General features: G+C 75.0%; 13 protein-coding genes. 9 read left to right on the top strand and 4 right to left on the bottom strand.

Features of this window, described 5'->3' with window-relative positions; all coding sequences use genetic code 11:
* The first annotated feature begins 3 nt into the window (after positions 1–3).
* The 6 genes from C8N24_RS27845 to C8N24_RS27820 are packed head-to-tail and all read left to right on the top strand — an operon-like array spanning position 4 to position 6,307.
* Positions 4–543 carry a hypothetical protein gene (locus C8N24_RS27845; protein WP_147448018.1) on the top strand — a complete coding sequence of 180 codons (540 nt, stop codon included), beginning with the start codon at positions 4–6 and terminating at the stop codon, positions 541–543.
* Positions 543–2,696 (top strand): coiled-coil domain-containing protein, encoded by a 2,154-nt coding sequence (locus C8N24_RS27840; RefSeq protein WP_121256321.1) that lies wholly within the window; start codon positions 543–545, stop codon positions 2,694–2,696. The genes C8N24_RS27845 and C8N24_RS27840 overlap by 1 nt, the downstream gene beginning before the upstream one ends.
* Before the next feature lie 10 nt (positions 2,697–2,706).
* Complete coding sequence (locus C8N24_RS27835; protein WP_147448017.1) at positions 2,707–4,104, top strand: hypothetical protein; 1,398 nt, start codon at positions 2,707–2,709, stop codon at positions 4,102–4,104.
* Positions 4,101–4,943: an isoaspartyl peptidase/L-asparaginase family protein gene (locus C8N24_RS27830; RefSeq protein ID WP_121256317.1), complete on the top strand. Its 843-nt coding sequence runs from the start codon at positions 4,101–4,103 to the stop codon at positions 4,941–4,943. Before C8N24_RS27835 ends, C8N24_RS27830 begins: the two co-directional genes overlap by 4 nt.
* Positions 4,936–5,784, top strand: coding sequence for a hypothetical protein (locus C8N24_RS27825; protein ID WP_121256315.1), 849 nt, complete (start codon positions 4,936–4,938; stop codon positions 5,782–5,784). The genes C8N24_RS27830 and C8N24_RS27825 overlap by 8 nt, the downstream gene beginning before the upstream one ends.
* Positions 5,785–5,815: 31 nt before the next feature.
* Complete coding sequence (locus C8N24_RS27820; RefSeq protein WP_121256312.1) at positions 5,816–6,307, top strand: hypothetical protein; 492 nt, start codon at positions 5,816–5,818, stop codon at positions 6,305–6,307.
* Here the strand turns inward: C8N24_RS27820 and C8N24_RS27815 are convergent.
* Genes C8N24_RS27815 through rfbC form a run of 4 tightly spaced genes read right to left on the bottom strand, consistent with a single transcriptional unit; the run spans position 6,304 to position 11,298 of the window.
* Complete coding sequence (locus C8N24_RS27815) at positions 6,304–6,855, bottom strand: ArsR/SmtB family transcription factor (protein ID WP_121256310.1); 552 nt, start codon at positions 6,853–6,855, stop codon at positions 6,304–6,306. The genes C8N24_RS27820 and C8N24_RS27815 overlap by 4 nt on opposite strands.
* Before the next feature lie 46 nt (positions 6,856–6,901).
* Positions 6,902–9,880, bottom strand: a complete 2,979-nt coding sequence (locus tag C8N24_RS27810; protein ID WP_121256308.1) for a helix-turn-helix transcriptional regulator — start codon at positions 9,878–9,880, stop codon at positions 6,902–6,904.
* A gap of 12 nt (positions 9,881–9,892) precedes the next feature.
* A complete protein-coding gene (gluQRS, locus tag C8N24_RS27805) occupies positions 9,893–10,744 on the bottom strand; it encodes a tRNA glutamyl-Q(34) synthetase GluQRS (RefSeq protein WP_121256306.1) in 852 nt (283 codons plus the stop codon).
* The gene (gene rfbC / locus C8N24_RS27800) at positions 10,741–11,298 is read right to left on the bottom strand and encodes a dTDP-4-dehydrorhamnose 3,5-epimerase (RefSeq protein WP_121256304.1); all 558 of its coding nucleotides are present in this window, start codon (positions 11,296–11,298) and stop codon (positions 10,741–10,743) included. The genes gluQRS and rfbC overlap by 4 nt, the downstream gene beginning before the upstream one ends.
* Before the next feature lie 46 nt (positions 11,299–11,344).
* Here rfbC and C8N24_RS27795 point away from each other — a divergent pair, with 46 nt between their 5' ends.
* Genes C8N24_RS27795 through C8N24_RS27785 form a run of 3 tightly spaced genes read left to right on the top strand, consistent with a single transcriptional unit; the run spans position 11,345 to position 15,239 of the window.
* Entirely contained in the window at positions 11,345–12,208 is an 864-nt protein-coding gene (locus tag C8N24_RS27795) for a MurR/RpiR family transcriptional regulator (protein ID WP_121256302.1), read from the top strand.
* Positions 12,209–12,225: 17 nt separating this feature from the next.
* Positions 12,226–12,900 (top strand): HAD family hydrolase, encoded by a 675-nt coding sequence (locus tag C8N24_RS27790; protein ID WP_121256300.1) that lies wholly within the window; start codon positions 12,226–12,228, stop codon positions 12,898–12,900.
* Positions 12,897–15,239, top strand: coding sequence for a glycoside hydrolase family 65 protein (locus tag C8N24_RS27785; RefSeq protein ID WP_121256298.1), 2,343 nt, complete (start codon positions 12,897–12,899; stop codon positions 15,237–15,239). The genes C8N24_RS27790 and C8N24_RS27785 overlap by 4 nt, the downstream gene beginning before the upstream one ends.
* Positions 15,240–15,245 lie beyond the last annotated feature (6 nt).

Below are 15,245 nucleotides of genomic sequence, written 5' to 3'. Positions count from 1 at the left end.
GCGATGACGCGTAGATTCGACATCGGGCCCTTCGTGCTCGCGTTCGGTGCCCTGCTGCTCCTGATCGGCCTGTTCCTCGACTGGTACGGGGAGTTCAACGCCTGGGCGGTGTTCGAGCTCGTCGACGTGCTGCTCGCGGCGCTGGCGGTGGCCGGCGTGGTGGGCGCGGTCGGCCTGCTCACCCCGGACGCCGACTACCTCGACAAGCGGGCGCTGCCCTGGATCGTCGGCGCGGCCTTCGTGCTGGTCGCCGCGCAGGTGCTCGACCCGCCGCCCGCCGCCGCCGAGCTGGACCTCGGCACCGGCGCCTGGCTGTCGCTCGCCGGCGCGCTGCTGATGGTCGTCGGGGCGGTGCTGTCGTTCTCGAAGGTGTCCTTCGCGGTCGCGGTCGAAGGGCGGGACCGGCGCCAGCGCGTCGCCGCCGTCGACCATCGTCCGCCGCCGACCGAGACCGGCCAGCAGCCCGTCGCGCGTTCGAGCAGCTCGCTGCTGCACCCGCGGCCCGGTCCGGAAGAGCCCGAGGCGAACACCGAGCAGAGCTGATGCCCGGCGCCGAGGACGTCTCGTTCGAGCTCGAGCGCTTCGAGTGGACGACGGACGACCGGCTCGTCGTCGTCGGCCGCTGGAACGGCGTGAGCGGGCGACGCCTGCTGCGCCCGGCGATCACCGTCGACGCCGGCGGTCGTCGCACGCGCGTGACGGGGTCCGCCGAGGTGTTGGAGGCCGGTCCGTGGCGGGCCACGTTCGCCTGGGACGCCTCACGTGGCGACGTCCTGGGCGCGGAGCTCGAGCTGGGCCGTTCGCTCGTGGTCGAGCTGCCGCCGCCGCGCCGGCGCCGCCGGCGCAGCACCCAGGTCACCGCCGAGAGCGATCTCCGCGCGGTCGTCGCGGAGCTGCGCGCCGAACGCGACGCGCTCCGCGTCGAGCTCGACGAGGCCCGCGCCCGCGACGAGCGCCCCGACCTCAGCGCCGAGCTGGCCGCCGCGCGCGCCGAGCTGGAGGCCCTGCGCGACGAACGGCCCGACGCCGAGCGCCTCGTCACCGCGCGCCGGGACATCGAACGCCTGACGCGCGAGCTGGAGACCCTTCGCGTGGAGGCCGACTCCGCCCGTGCCGACGCCGAGCGGCTGGCCGGCAGGGCCGAGGTCGCCCGCGCCGACGCCGCCGCGCTGGCGGAGGCGCGCGCCGAGATCGAGCGCCTCCGCGCCGAGGCCGGTGCCGTGACGGCCCTGCGCGCCGAGCTCGAGCGCCTGCGCGGCAGCGGCGCCGAGCTGGACATGCTGCGGGCGGAGCTCGAGTCGCTGCGCGGGGAGGACGCGCCGCGCGCCGAGGGCGAGGACGCTGCGGCCGCCCGCGCCGAGGCGGACGCGCCGCGCGCCGAGGGCGAGGACGCTGCGGCCGCCCGCGCCGAGGCGGACGCGCTGCGCGCCGAGCTGGACGCGCTGCGCGCCGGCGGCGAGGACGCGGACGCCCTGCGCGCCGAGGTCGCCTCGCTGCGTGCGGCCGTGGCCGACGTGGACACCGTGCGGATCACCGCCGAGGAGGCCGCGGCGGCGCGGGCCGAGGCCGAGGCGCTGCGCGCCGAGGTCGCGCAGCTCGCGCCCGAGGCCGAGGCGCTCGCGGCGGCGCAGGCGGAGCTGGAGGCGGCGCGTGCTGAAGCTGCGCGGCTCGCGGCCGAGCTGCAGGCGGTCCGCGCGGAGCCGCCCGCCGACCTCGACGCACTCCGCAACGAGGCCGAGGCCGCCCGCGCCGAGGCGGACGAGCTCGCCGGGCTCCGGCTCGCGCACGGAAGCCTGAAGGCCGCGCACGAGGCGCTCGAGGACGAGCTGGACGGGATGCGCGCCGTCCGTGAGGAGCGGGACGCGCTGGCCGGGCAGCTCCAGCAGCTGCAGGCGCAGTCCGGCGACGAGGAAAACCAGCGGGCCGCGCTCGGCGAGCTGATGCGCGAGCTGCAGGACCGGACGACCGACGCCGAGAACACGCGCGACCGGCTCACCAACGAGCTGGCCGTGGCACGGGAGGACGTCGCGCGTCTGCAAAGCCTGCTCGCCGAGCGCGAGGAGGCGCTCACGTCGGCCGAGACCGAGGCCGAGCAGCGCGTGGAGACCGAGCGCGCCGCGACGACCGAGGTGCACGCCCGGCTCGCGACGGCGCGCGAGGAGGCGCAGCGATCGATCGTCGCCGAGGCCGAGGAGACCGAGCGCCTGCGCGCGGAGCTCGACCGCGCCCGTGAGGACGCGGAGCGGCTGCTGGCTGCGGAGCGCGCCGAGGTCGCCCGGCTGCGCGAGGAGCTGCTCAACAGCGAGGTGCCGGACGGCGAGCTCGACGAGGCCGGCCGCCGGATGGTCGAGCGCGTCCAGCGCGAGCTCGACCGCGAGCGCGCCGCCGGCCGCACGCTCCGGCGCGAGCTCGAGGTGCTGCGCGCGGAAGCCGCTGAGGAGCGCCGCTCGCACGCCAACGGCGCGATCACCGGCGAGGACCCGACGATCCCCGGCCCGGTGACCGCCGCGGGCCGCGGCCGTCCGCCCGTCGACACGCCGCGGCGGGTCGCCGCCGCCCGCACGGGCGCCGCGACGCGCGTGCCGAAGGTCCCGCCGAACCCGATCGCGCTCTGGTCCGTGCGGCTGGTCGCGGCGGTCCTGATCGCCGCGATGATCGTCGCGCTCGTGGTCCTCGCGCAGCTGGTGCTGCCGTGATGGGCGCTCGTTGAGATCACCCTTGGCGGTCGTCCTGGCCGCCTTCGCGCTGGCGGCGCTGTCGCTGCTGCTGCCGTGGGCGCTCGCCTTCGACCCGCTCGCCTGGCTCGTCTGGGGCCGGGAGACCGAGCGGCTCGCGTTGGACACGACCACCGGGCCTTCCTGGAAGCCGTTCCCGGTGCTGTTCACGGTCGTGTTCGCACTCTGGGAGCAGGCCGCGCCGGCGCTGTGGTTGATCGTCGCGCGTGCCGGCGGGTTGCTGGCGTGGGCCGGCGCGTACGTGCTCGGCGCCCGGCTCGCCGGCCGCTGGGCCGGAGCGGCGGCCGTCGCGGCTGTCGCCCTGTCGCCGTGGTGGCTGTTCAACACCGCGCTCGGCAACTCCGAGGGGCTGCTCGCCGCCGCGGTGCTGTGGGCGGTGATCGCCCACCTCGACGGCCGCGCCCGCGCCGCGCTCGCGTTCGGCACGGCCGCCGCGCTGATGCGCCCGGAGGCGTGGCCGTTCCTCGGCCTCTACGGGCTCTGGCTCTGGCGCCGTGACCAGGACCGCGGCGCGGTGATCGCGGCCGGCGTGGTCGTGCCGCTGCTGTGGTTCGGTCCTGACCTGCTCGGCGCGGGCGGCGCGCTCGGCGCCTCGCACACCGCCCGCGGCGTCCCGAGCCCCGGCAGCGCGAAGCTCGCCGACGTCCCGTTCTTCGCCGTCCTGAGCGACACGGCGACGATCTCCACGCTGCCCGCGGTGCTCGCCGCGCTCGTCGCCGCCGTGCTAGGCGGCCCGCTCGCGCGCCGGATCTTCGCGGCCGCTGCCGCCTGGGTCCTGCTCGTGGCGGTCATGACCGTCGCGGGCTACGCGGGCAATCCGCGCTACCTGGTCGCCGCGGCCGCGCTGGGCGCCGCGCTGGCGGGCGCGGGCGCCGTGCGCGCGGCGGGCCGCGCCGCGACTGCGCGCACGGGGCGGCGCGGGCGCCGTGCGGCCGGTGCCGGCGAGCCCGGCACCCCGGCGTGGGCGGCGCCCCTCGGCGCGGTCGTGCTCGTCGCCCTCGTCCTGGTCGTGACCGGCGGCACGCTGCGGGACCAGTGGACCGAGCTCGGGCAGCGGGCCGACGCCGCTGACGCGCTGAACCCGGTGATCGCGGAGGCCGGAGGGCGCGACCGGCTCGTCGCGTGCAGCCGCATCCGGACGAGCGCGCGGGCCCGCTCGCTCGTCGCCTGGCGGCTCGACCTGCCGATGCGCGACCTGGACGCGCGCGCGGAGCGCCCGGCCGTGATCATCCGGTCCAAGTGGTTCTACGGGCAAGGCCTGGAGCCGCCCGACGCGCCCGGCTACCGGCCGCTCGTGACGACGGAGCGGTGGCAGGTGCTCGCCGACTGCGGACCCGCGCCGCAGCTCAACGTATCTTCAGGGCAGTGATCACGATCGTCGTCCACGGCGGAGCGGGGAGCTGGCGCGACGGGCACCGGGCCGAGGCGCTCGCGGGCGTGCAGCGGGGTGTCGACGCCGGGCACGCCGTGCTCGACCTCGGCGGCGACGCGCTCAGCGCCGTCGAGGCCGCGGTGGTCGTGCTCGAGGACGACCCGATCTTCAACGCGGGCCGCGGTGCGGTGCTCGACCAGCGCGGCGCGGTCCTCCACGACGCGTCGCTGATGCGGGGCGCCGACCGGGCGGCCGGCGCGGTCGCGGCGCTCAGCGGCGTCCGCAACCCGATCAGGGCGGCTCGCGCCGTGCTCGACGAGGGCCGCCACGTGCTGCTCGTCGGCGCGCAGGCGGCCGCGTTCGCGCGGGAGCGGGGCGTCGAGACCGCGCCCGACGACTGGTTCCGCACCGACGCCCGCGACGACCAGCGCGGCAACACCGTCGGTGCCGTCGCGCTGGACGCGCACGGCGGCGTCGCCGCGGCCACCTCCACCGGAGGCACGAGCGGCAAGCACCCGGGGCGCGTCGGCGACTCGGCGCTGATCGGCGCGGGCACGTGGGCGTGCGACTCCACGGTCGCGGTCTCCTGCACCGGCGACGGCGAGGCGATCATCCGCGTCGCGCTCGCGCACGAGATCGACGCGCTGATGCGGCACGCCGGCCTGCCGCTGGCGGCTGCGGCCGACCGCGCGCTCGACGCGCTGGGCCCGTTCGGCACCGCCGGGCTGGTCGCGGTCGGGGCCGACGGCAGCCTCGCCGCCCCGTTCACCACCGGCGGGATGCCACGCGCGTGGCGGATCGGCAACCAACCGACGATCGCGGCGATCGATGCCTGAGGACGACCTCTACGCGCTTCCGCTCGAGGCGTTCATCTCGGCCCGCGACGCGCTCGCGAAGGAGACCCGCAAGGCCGGCGACCGGGAAGCGGCCGCGCGGATCGCGAAGCTCCCCAAGCCGACGCCGGCGGCGTGGGCGGCCAACCAGATCGCTCGCGAGGACCCCGACGTCGTCCGAGCGCTCCTGGACGCCGGCGCGGCGCTGCGGGCGGCGCAGGACGCGGCCCTCGCGGGCGGCGGGGCCGAGAACCTGCGCACCGCGACGCAGGCCGAGCGGCGGGCCGTCGACGACGTCATGCGCGCCGCCGTCGACCTCAAGCCCGGCGGCAAGCCGCTCTCACGCGCGATGGCCGACCGCCTGCGCACGACGCTGCGCGCCGCGGCCGGCGACCCTGACCTGCGCGCCGCGCTGTCCGCCGGCCGCCTGACCGGCGAGGCACAGGCGGGCGGCGCCTGGCCGTTCTCGTCCGGCGGCGGCAGCGACGACCTCGCCGACGTGCTCGCCGCGTCCAAGCCGGCCAAGAAGCCCGCCGCGCCGCCCAAGCGCGACGAGGAGGCCGAGGCTCGCGCCGAGCGGGAACGCCTCGCGCTGGAGGACGAGCTGCGCGAGGCGCGCGGGACGCTCACGGTCCGCGAGCGTACGGCCCGCGGCGCCGAGCAGGACGCGCAGGAGGCCAAGGTGACGCTGGAGCGCGCCCACGAGGCGCTCGAGGCGGCCAAGCGGGCGTTCGACGAGGCCAAGGCGGAGGCCGAGTCGGCCGAACGCGTCCTCAAGGGCGCGCGCAAGGAGCGCGACCAGGCGCGGGACACGGTCGCGCGCCTCGAAGAACGCCTGGATTAAGGCGCGCCCGCGGTTGGGTATATCCGCGGGCATGGCTGAACTCACACCGCTGGACGAGAAGCTCGCGGAGGTGCTCGGCCTCGCGCAGGCCGCGCAGCAGGCGACCAAGCAGGTCGCGGGCATGGACGGCGCCGAGGACTTCAAGGGCGACCTGGCCCGGATGGGCGAGGAGGCGGCCGAGACCGAGCGCCGCACCGACGGCTACATCGACACGCTCGACGGCCGCAAGACCGCCATCCGCGAGAAGGCGCGGGAGACCAAGGGCGAGGCCGTGGACATGATGAAGACCTACCTCGAAGGCGAGGAGGAGGCGCTCGACGGCTTCGAGTTCCTGAGCATGGCCGAGGCGGGCGAGCTGTGCCACTGGGAGATCGTCCAGACGATCGCGTCCACCACCGGCGACGCGGAGGCGAAGGAGCTCGCCGACTGGGCGGTCGACGTCCAGGGCAAGCACATCGCGAACGTGCGCCGCGCGTACCTCGAGCTCGCCGTCGAGGAGGCGCAGGAGATGGCCGAGGCCTAGGGCCGCTGCGGATAGCAGGCGAGGGCGAGCCGGAAGGTGTGGCCCTCGCCGCCGCTGTACTTGGCGAGCACCTGGCCGAACGCCTGCTGGAGCTCGGACACGAACGCGGCGCCGTCCTCGGGCGACAGCTTGATGTCGCCCGCGATCCCGAACGACGGCAGCACGACCGGCCCCGCGGCCAGCTGCGCCAGGTCGCGCGACATCTCCTCGGTGAGGTTGAGCAGGAAGCCGAGGCCGAGCAGCTCTTCACGCGCCCGCGGCTCCCCGAGCCGGCCGACGCACGCGGGGGAGACCCAGAACGAGCGCGCGACCGCCTGGTAGATGCCCTCGGCGATCCCGCGCACGCGGCGCTCGTCGACCAGCGTCACGAGCCCGGCCGCCTGCAGGCGCTTCACGTGGTAGTAGATCGCCTGCGGCGTCTCGCCGAGCGCGCCGCCGATCTGCGTGCACGTGTTCGGCTCGGCCAGATGGCGCAGGATCTCCACGCGCTTGGGCTTGAGCAGCGCGTCGGCCTGCGTGACGTCTTCGATGTAGAGCGTGTCGAGCACCTACAAAGCAGGTTGTACGTGAAGCGGCGCATTCCTGCAAGGACCGTCAGCTGAGCGCGTCGGCGAGCACGGCTGGGTCGCGCTCGCCCTCGGGGAGCTCCATCGCCATCAGGCGGGCAAGCTGCGAGCGGCCGCGGACGTCCAGCTTCCGGTAGATCTGGCCGAGGTGGTACTCGATCGTCTTCGGCGACAGGAACAGCGCGGCGGCCGCTTCGCGGTTGGTCATGCCCTGGGCGACGAGCACGGCGATCTGCAGCTCGTGCGGTGTCAGCTGGCCGGCGGCCGCGGGCGCGCGGCGGCCCGCCGCGGCGCCGCCGGTCGCGCGCAGCTCGGACCGGGCGCGCTCGGCCCACGGCTTCGCGCCGAGGCGCTCGAACTCGTCGAGCGCCTGCGTGAGCGGCTCGCGCGCCTCCGCCCGCTGCTTGGCGCGGCGCAGCCGCTCCCCGAAGGCGAGCTGCGTGCGGGCGCGCTCGAACGGCATCGGCAGGTCCTCGTGCAGCGCCAGGGCGGCTTCGAACACCGAACGGAACGCGTCGTCCGGCGCGAGCAGCCCGCGGCAGCGCTCCGCGGCCGCGCGGACCCAGCGCGGGCCGACGCCGACCACCGGCAGCGACGCGAGCGAGTCGGCCCGGAGCGCGCGGACGTTGCCCGCGGCCTCGGCGGCCGCGGCACGGCGGGCCGCACGGCCCTCCGCGGTGTCGGCCTCCAGGGTGGCGAGCTGCGCCTCGGCTTCCTCGCGCCGTCCGGCGCGGACGTAGGCCTCGATCAGGTCGGGTCGTAGCTGCACGACCGCGGACGAGAGCCCGCGACGGCGCATCTGCCGCTCGCCCGCCTCCAGCGCGTCGATCGCCTCCGGGACGCGCCCGAGCGCAAGCTCGAGCTGGCCGAGCGCGGCGTGCCGGTACGGGTCGTCCGTGCCCGCCCGCTCCACGTGCGCGCGGCAGTCGGCCTCGTGGCCGAGCCCGGCCTCCACGAGCGTGAGCGCCGCCAGCGCGTGGGGGAGCAGCGCATGCTGCCCGGCGTCCTCGGCGAGCTCGACGGCCTCCGACGCGCTCGCGAGCGCCGACGCCCAGCGCCCCCGGCGCAGGTCCAGGTGCGCCTGCGCGGCGAGCGGGTGGATGAGCGCCGACACGGCGCTGGCCTCGCGGGCCGCGCGGAGCACGCGGTCGAGCGTCTTCGTCGCGCGGTCCCAGTCCTCGACCCACGTCCACGCGTGCCCGGCCATGCCGACGATCTCGACCATCCCGAGCGGGTCCGCCTCCATCAGGTAGGGCTCGCACGCCCGCAGCTCGGCCACACCCGGCTCGATCTCGCCGAGCGCGATCTGCGCCTGCCCGATCACCGCGGTGGCGAGCAGCTCGACCGCCGGCTCGGTGCCCGCGGACAGCGCCCGCGCCTTCTCGGCGGCGCCGACGAGCGCGGCGGGATCGCCCGTCATCAGGTGCGCGACCGACGCCTCGAGGAACATGGCGGCCGCCCGGCGCGGATCGCGCCCGCGAACGCGGTCGGCCTCCGCCACGAGCCGCTCGTTCGCCTCGACCGGTGAGCCGCGCCGCATCTCGACGTGCCCGCGGAGCCGCTCGACGTCCGCGGCGAGCAGCGGATCGACGGCTTCGTCCGCGCGGGCCAGCGCGGCCGCCTCATCGAGCCACGCGCTCGCCTGCTCGGCCTCGCCGGACCGGATCGCGTCGCCGGCCGCGGCGAGCAGCCGCCGCGCCCGGGTGGCCGTGCCGGGCGTGAGCTGCGCGGCCCGCTGCAGATCCCGCGCGGCGGTGGCGTGCGCCCCGCGTCCCCGCGCTTCGAGGGCAGCAGCCTCCAGCGCGGCGGCCACGTCCTCGTCCGGCGCGACCGCACACGCCGCGAGCTGCCACGCACGCTCCGCGCCCGCACTCGCGGCGGCCAGCGCGGCGTGGGCCGCCCGCCGCTCGCCCGGCGCCGCCCCGTGATAGACGGCGGACCGCATCAGCGGATGCCGGAACTCGAGCTCGCCGCGGGCGAGCACGACGATGCCGGCGGCCTCGGCCGGCTCGAAGACGCGCACCGACACCGCGGCACGCGCGGCGGACACGTCCGCGACGGCGGGTGCGGGCGAGTCGCCGCTGGGGTCGGCGGACCGGTCGCCGACGGCGGGGGTGGGCGAGTCGCCGGGCGCGGCCGCCGCGCCCGGCCGGTCGGCCGCTTCGTGGGCGGCAAGCGCGCGGCCGATGGCGTCCAGCCGGCGCGTGCTCGCCGCCGCCGCGAGCAGGAGCGCCGCGCGCGTGGCCTCCGGCAGCGCGTCGAGCGCGACCGCGAACGCACGCTCCACGCTCGTGCCCGGCGGGAGCGGGTCCGCGAGCGGCTCGCGACCCGCCCGCTGGGCGTCCGTGAGCAGCGCCGGGATCTCCAGCAACGCGAGCGGGTTGCCGGCGGCCGTCGCCACCAGGCGGTCGGCGACCGCCGGCGCGATCGCCGGGTCCAGCAGCGCGCGGGCGTCCTCGTCCGCCAGCGGGCCGACGGCCATGCGCTGCAGCCACGGGACCTCGACGCGGCGGGCGTCGTTGCGGGCGGCCGCGAGCATCGCCACGCCCTCGGCACCCAGGCGACGGCCGGCGAACAGGAAGGCCTCGAGGCTCGGCTCGTCGAGCCATTGCACGTCGTCGACGACGGCCAGCACGGGACGCTCGTCGGCTGCCCGGGCGAGCAGCGACAGCAGCGCGGCGGGCACCGTGAAGCGGTCGGACTCCGTGGCCGGGCCGAGCGCGAGCGCCGAGCGCATCGCCGCCGCCTGCACGTCCGGGAGCGCGTCGAGCTCGCCCAGCAGCGGCGCGACGAGCTCGGCCAGGCCGGCGAACGGGATGCCCGACTCGGACTCCAGCCCACGCGCCTGCAGCAGGACGAACCCCTCGGCCCGCGCGACGGCGTGGCGGAGCAGCTCGGTCTTGCCGATGCCGGGCGGGCCGTGCAGCAGCAGCGCGCCGCTGCGGCCTTCGCGTGCGGCGTCGATGAGGGCCTCCAGGTGGGCCTGCTCGTCCGTGCGGCCGACCATGTCGGCGTGAGTCTATGGGTAGGTGGTGGGCTCGCGGGAGACCTGGGCGGGATCGAACCCGGCCAGCAGCTCACGCGGGGAGGAGCCGCTCAATCCCAGCGACGCGGCCATCCAGGCCAGGGCGGCGTCCGGGGCGACCTCGCGCAGCGTCACGTCGCCGTGGCGCTTGGCCAGTCGGCGTCCGTCGGCGCCCAGCACGAGCGGCACGTGCGCGTACGACAGGTCCGCCGCGCCCAGCGCACGGCCGAGCCAGATCTGCCGCGGTGTGGAGTCCACGAGGTCGGCGCCGCGCACCACCTCTTCGACGCCCTGGGCGGCGTCGTCGACCACGACCGCGAGGTTGTAGGCGAACGCGCCGTCGTTGCGACGCACGACGAAGTCGTCGACGAAGCCGGACTGCTCGCCGAGCACGCGGTCGACGAACGTGACGACGGGACCGTCGGCCGCCACCCGCAACGCCGGCACGCGCCCGGCCGCGCGCCGAGCGGCGCGCTCCGCCTCGCTCAGCCCCCGGCACGTGCCGGGGTACGCGCCGACCGGCCCGTGCGCGGCCGACGCGGCCTCGGACACCTCGGCCCGCGTGCAGAAGCACTCGTACACCGGGAGCCGCTCCAGCGCCTCCGCGTACAGCGAGGTTCGCGCCGACTGCCGGACGACCTCCCCGTCCCAGTCGAGTCCGAGCGCGCGCAGGTCCTCGAGCTGCGCCTCCGCGAACCCGGGTCGCACGCGGCCGGCGTCGAGGTCCTCGATCCGCAGCAGGAACGCCGACCCCGCCGACCGCGCGAACAGCCACGCGAGCAGCGCGGTCCGCAGGTTCCCGAGGTGCAGGACCCCGGTCGGCGAGGGTGCGAAGCGCCCTTTCACACCGTGAAGGGCAGCGAGTCCGCGATCTCCGACAGGCGCGGCGCGTCCTTGTCACGCTGCGAATACAGCAGCTCGACCTCGTCCGTGGGCCACTCGACGTTCACGTCCGGGTCGTCGAACTTGATGCCGGCCTCGGTAGCCGGGTCGTAGTAGTTGGTGCACTTGTAGACGAAGTCCGCGGTGTCGCTGAGCACGAGGAAGCCGTGCCCGAAGCCGACGGGGATGTAGAGGACCCGGCCGCTCACGTCGTCGAGCTCGAAGCCCTCCCACTCGCCGAACGTCGGCGAGCCGCGCCGCAGGTCGACGACGACGTCCCACACCCGACCGCGCGCCACCCGGACGAGCTTGCCCTGGCCCGGATGCGTCTGGAAGTGGATGCCGCGCAGCGTGCCCTGCCGCGAGCGCGAGTGGTTGTCCTGCACGTAGTCGGTGGGGATGCCGTGCTCGCGCGCAACGTCGGCGCGGAACGTCTCCACGAAGAAGCCGCGCTCATCACCGTGCAGCTTCGGCGCGAGCAACACCGGTCCGTCGAGTCGAGTCGCAATGGATTGCATGAGTCGGGAGGAGGTTAGGGAGCGACCGTCGAAAGATCGCCTCGCCATGCCGAGGACTGCCACGATGCCGCCGGCCGCCCGCGGCCATCAAACACTTTCCACGTACATCTCCGCGCGCTTCGAGGAGTTCTCCCGCTCCCAGAAGGACGTGGCCCAGTACGTCGTCGACCATCTCGACGAAGTCGCCTTCCACACCGCCGAGGAGCTCGCCCGGCGCGCGAACACGTCGAGCTCGACGGTCGTGCGCTTCAGCCAGGCACTGGGCTTCGAGGGCTTCCCGGAGCTGCAGGAGGCGGCGCGCGACGAGTACCGCCACCACCACCGCACGACGACCACGCCCGAGCCGTCGGCGCCGCTGTTCAGCATCGACCAGTCGCCGTTCGAGCAGGCGATCGCCGCCGACCACGTCAACGTCGAGGACACGGCGCGGCACGTCAGCCGCTCCGAGGTCGACGGCGCGATCGAGGCGATCGCGTCCGCAGAGAAGATCCTCATCGCGGGCACGGACCAGATGGCGTTCTTCGCGTCCTATCTGCGCCACCTGCTGATGCTGCTCGACGTCCGCGCGGAGATCGCCGCGTCCCCGTCCCAGGAGGCGCTCAGCCGGCTCGGCCGGATCGACGAGCGCACGCTGGTCATCGGCCTCTCGGCCGGACGCCCGCACCCGCTCGTCCTGCGCGCGATGAAGATCGCCCGGCACCGCCGCGCGAACACGCTGGCGATCGTCGACGCGACGCTCTCCGACGTCGCCAAGCTCTCCGAGCGCACCCTCTACTACTCGAGCAACTCGCCGGCGTTCGTCCGCAGCCACACCGGCCTGCTGAGCATCCTGCAGGCGCTTGCGTACGGCCTGTACTCGCGTGACAGCGCGCAGTACGACGACCGCATCCGCGCGTTCCGTCTCAAGTAGGTCTTAGCCTCAACGCCGTGCTGGGTCTGCCAGGCGGCATCACCGCCCTCCTGTTCGACCTCGACGGTGTGCTCACCGACACCGCCGCGGTTCACGCCAAGGCGTGGAAAGCCACCTTCGAGGACGAGGGCTATCCGTTCGACATCGCGACGGACTACGTCAAGTACGTGGACGGCAAAGCGCGCGAGGACGGGATCAGGGACTTCCTGGCCTCGCGCGACGTGCACCCGCCCGAGAGCGAGATCACGCGGATCGGCACGGTCAAGAACGACCTCGTGCTGCGCCTGATCCGCGAGCAGGGCGTGGAGGCCTACGAGGGGTCGCGGCGGTACCTGGAAGCGGCGGAGGCGGCGGGTCTCAAGCGCGCGCTCGTGAGCTCGAGCAACAACGCCGCCGAGGTCCTGAAGGTCACGGACATGGCCCGGTTCATGCAGGAGCGCGTGGACGGGGGCGTCAAGCAGGAGCTGGGGCTGAAGGGCAAGCCCGCGCCGGACACGTTCCTGGAGGCGGCCAAGCGCCTCGGCGTCGCGCCCGAGCACGCCGCCGTGTTCGAGGACGCGCTCGCAGGTGTGGCCGCGGGCCATGCCGGGCACTTCGGGTTCGTCGTGGGAGTGAACCGAGCGAACCAGGCGCAAGCCCTCAAAGCGCACGGAGCGGACATCGTCGTGGACGACCTGTCCGAGCTGCTGTGATCGACCATCCCGCCTTCACCGTCGAGCCGTGGGCGGTCAGCGAGGAGCGCCTGAACCTCAACGTGCTCGCGCAGTCCGAGTCCGTCTTCGCGCTCTCCAACGGCCACATCGGCCTGCGCGGCAACCTCGACGAGGGGGAGCCGTTCGGGCTTCCGGGCACGTACCTGAACGGCTTCTACGAGACGCGGCCGCTGCCGTACGCCGAGGCCGGCTACGGCTACCCGGAGGACGGGCAGACCGTCGTCAACGCCACCAACGGCAAGCTGATCCGGCTGCTCGTCGACGACGAGCCGTTCGACATCCGCTACGGCGAGCTGCTCGGGCATACCCGGTCGCTGGACCTGCGCGACGGCGTGCTGCGCCGCCACGTCCGCTGGCGCTCGCCGAGCGGGCGCGAGGTGGAGATCACCTCGACGCGCCTGGTGAGCTTCGTCCAGCGCTCGGTCGCCGCGATCCGCTACGAGATCAAGGTCTGCGACGACGAGCCGCTGCGGATCGTCGCGCAGTCCGAGCTCGTCGCCAACGAGCCGAACGCGATGAAGACGCGCGACCCGCGGGCCGCGGCGGCGCTCGAGGCGCCGCTGGAGGCCGAGGAGCAGGAGGTCAACAACCTGCGCGTCGTGCTCGTCCACCGCACGCACAAGAGCAAGCTGCGGATGGCCGCGGGCATGGACCACGTGGTCGAGAAGGTCGACGGGATCGTCGCCGGCGCGGAGGCCGGGCACGACCTTGGCCGGGTCTGGCTGACCGCGGAGCTGCAGCCCGGCAAGACGCTGTGCTTCACCAAGTTCCTCGCCTACGGCTGGTCGAGCCGGCGCTCGCTGCCCAGCGTGCGCGACCAGGTCGACGCCGCCGTGTCGTCGGCCAAGCGGACCGGCTGGGACCGCCTGGCCGAGCAGCAGCGCGAGTACCTGGACGGGTTCTGGGAGCACGCGGACGTCGAGATCGACGGCGACGGCGAGCTCCAGCAGGCCGTCCGCTTCGCGCTCTTCCACACGCTGCAGGCGGGCGCTCGCGCCGAGCGGCGCGCGATCCCGGCCAAGGGCCTGACGGGCCCGGGCTACGACGGGCACGCGTTCTGGGACACGGAGACGTTCGTGCTGCCGCTGCTCACCTACACGCAGCCGCACGCCGCCGCGGACGCGCTGCGCTGGCGCCACGCCACGCTGGGCCTCGCGCTGGAACGGGCCAAGACGCTGGAGCTCAAGGGCGCGGCGTTCCCGTGGCGCACGATCCGCGGTCAGGAGTGCAGCGCGTACTGGCCCGCGGGCACGGCCGGCTTCCACGTCAACGCGGACATCGCCGACGCCGTCATCCGGTACGTGCGCGCCACCGACGACGAGGAGTTCGAGGCCACGACCGGCCTGGAGCTGCTCGTCCACACCGCGCGGCTGTGGCGCTCGCTCGGCCACCACGACCACGAGGGCCGGTTCCACATCGACGGCGTCACGGGTCCGGACGAGTACTCCGCGGTCGCCGACGACAACGTCTACACGAACCTGATGGCCGAGCAGAACCTGCGGCACGCGGCGCTCGTGGCCTCCAAGCACGTCGACCACGCGCGGGCCCTGGGCGTCGACGACGAGGAGATCGCCGCCTGGCGCGACGCCGCGTCCGCCATCCACATCCCGTACGACGAGCGCCTGCGCGTGCACCCGCAGGCCGAGGGCTTCACGCACCACCGGACGTTCGAGTTCAACGGCATCCAGTACCCGCTGCTGCTGCACGTGCCGTACTTCCGGCTCTACAGCACGCAGGTCGTCAAGCAGGCCGACCTGGTGCTGGCGCTGTACATGCGCGGCAACCAGTTCAGCGCCGAGCAGAAGGCGCGCGACTTCGCCTACTACGAGCCGATCACCGTCCGCGACAGCTCGCTCTCCGCCTGCGCGCAGGCCGTCATCGCGGCGGAGGTCGGTCACCTCGACCTCGCCTACGACTACTTCGGCGAGGCCGCCCGGATGGACCTCGGCGACCTCATGGACAACACGCGCGACGGGCTGCACATCGCGTCGCTCGCCGGCTCCTGGATCGCCGCCGTGGCGGGCTTCGGCGGCATGCGCGACTTCGGCGGCGACCTCAGCTTCCGTCCCCGCCTGCCCAACGCGCTGTCACGGCTGGAGTTCCGGGTGCGCTACCGGAACAGGTCCATCCGCGTGCGCGTCCGCCACAAGGACGTCACCTACGAGCTGGTGGACGGCGAGCCGCTCGAGATCGTCCACTACGACGAGACGCTGACGATCGATGGCCCGGTGACGCGCGAGTGGCACGTCGAGGACCCGGGCCCGGAGCCGAAGCAGCCGCCCGGACGCGAGCCCCGCCACCGGCGCGTGCGTGGATAACATCGT

Source organism: Solirubrobacter pauli (genome assembly GCF_003633755.1).
Classification (GTDB): domain Bacteria; phylum Actinomycetota; class Thermoleophilia; order Solirubrobacterales; family Solirubrobacteraceae; genus Solirubrobacter; species Solirubrobacter pauli.
The sequence above is the reverse complement of the archived record's forward strand: the minus strand, read 5'-3'. Positions and strand labels throughout refer to the sequence as shown.